1 protein-coding gene is annotated in these 1,475 nt (G+C 69.5%); it reads right to left on the bottom strand.

All coding sequences use genetic code 11. The annotated features are described in order from the left end of the window. Nucleotides 1–35: 35 nt before the first annotated feature. Nucleotides 36–1,274: an IS30 family transposase gene (locus tag AA75_RS03100; RefSeq protein WP_149037908.1), complete on the bottom strand. Its 1,239-nt coding sequence runs from the start codon at nucleotides 1,272–1,274 to the stop codon at nucleotides 36–38. Between the last annotated feature and the right edge of the window lie 201 nt (nucleotides 1,275–1,475).

Below are 1,475 nucleotides of genomic sequence, written 5' to 3'. Positions count from 1 at the left end.
GGCGGATTCTCGGGGTCCTCGCAACACCTGATGACCTACGTGGTCGTCAGTAGATCACGCATGCGCTCGGCTGGGGTTCTCCAGCCGAGCGTTTTGCGTGGTCGGCCGTTGAGTTGCTGGGCGACGTGTTCGAGGTCTTCGGCACTGTGCACGGACAGGTCGGTGCCCTTGGGGAAGTACTGCCTCAGCAGGCCGTTGGTGTTCTCGTTCGACCCGCGCTGCCAGGGCGAGTGCGGGTCGCAGAAGTAGACCGGCACGCCCGTGGCCACGGTGAACTGCTTGTGCGCGGCCATCTCACAGCCCTGGTCCCAGGTCAGCGAGCCGCGCAGGTGCCCGGGCAGGGTCTGGATCAGCGGTACCAGCACGTCGCGGACCTCTTGGGCGGTGTGACCGCCGGGCAGGTGCCCGAGCATGACGTAGCGGGTGGAGCGTTCGACCAGGGTGACGATCGCGCTCTCGCTGCGGGTGCCGACGATCAGGTCGCCCTCCCAATGGCCGGGTACCGCCCGGTCCTCGACCTCGGCGGGACGCTCGGAGATCATCACCATCTCGTCGACAAAGCGAGGAGTGCGCTGCTCTGAACTGCGGTGCGGCTTGCGGCGGGTGCGCCCGGTGCGCAACGCGTCGGCGACCTCGCGGCGCAACCCGCCACGGGCCTGGACGTAGATCGCCTGGTAGATCGTTTCCGGACTCACCCGCATGCTCTCGTCGTCGGGGAACTCGATGACCAGAGCGTGACAGATCTGCTCGGGCGACCAGCGTTCTTGGAGCCTGCCCGCCACGAACTCGCGCAGCCGGCCGTCCCGGGCAAGTTTGGACTCCTTGGGTCGTGACCGGCTCTGGGCCCAGGCCCGCTGGGCCCGGTGCGGCCGGTAGACGCCATCGACCGACCGGGTGTCGATCTCCCGTTTGATGGTGGACGCCGGTCGGCCCAGAGCCCGGCCGATCGCCCGCAGGGAGTGGCCGGCCCGGTGCATGTCAGCGATCGTCTCCCGCTCGGTCATGGTCAGGAACCGGGGATGCAGCCGCGCGTCGACCGCCGCGAGGGACGGCCGGGCCGTGGCGGCAACGATGGTGGTCACACCGGTCTTGTAGTCGATCAGGCGACCGTCAGCGCGCAGGCGCGAGTGGCCGATCTGCCGGATGCCCTGGTCCCAGTCCTGGGCGGTGCGCTCGTGGACGCCGGCCTGCGCGGCAGCATCGCGGCGCCGGACTCCGGCCGCACGCAGCCGCTCGTACTCCGCCCGCCCCGGATGCCCGGGCCTGCGCGGCATGCCACGACCGCGGACACCGGCCTGACGGGCCCATCCGAACGCCGTATTGCGGTTGACGCCGACTGCCCGAGCGGCAGCGGTGATGCTGCCGTCCTCCCGATCCAGCGCCTCGAAGAACCTCGCTTTCAGCACCTCAAAATCCACGATCCCCGCAACTCCCTGCACTCCAGGGTGTTGCGGGGATCAATGGAACCCGCCGGT

Origin of the sequence: Kitasatospora sp. MBT63, assembly GCF_000710465.2 — a bacterium.
GTDB lineage: Bacteria > Actinomycetota > Actinomycetes > Streptomycetales > Streptomycetaceae > Kitasatospora.
Note: the sequence above shows the minus strand (reverse complement) of the source record. Positions and strands in the feature narration are given on the sequence as shown.

Bases quoted from the DNA above. Each gene is read 5' to 3' on its own strand.
- AA75_RS03100 (WP_149037908.1), bottom strand. From the start codon at position 1,274: ATGCCGCGCAGGCCCGGGCATCCGGGGCGGGCGGAGTACGAGCGGCTG.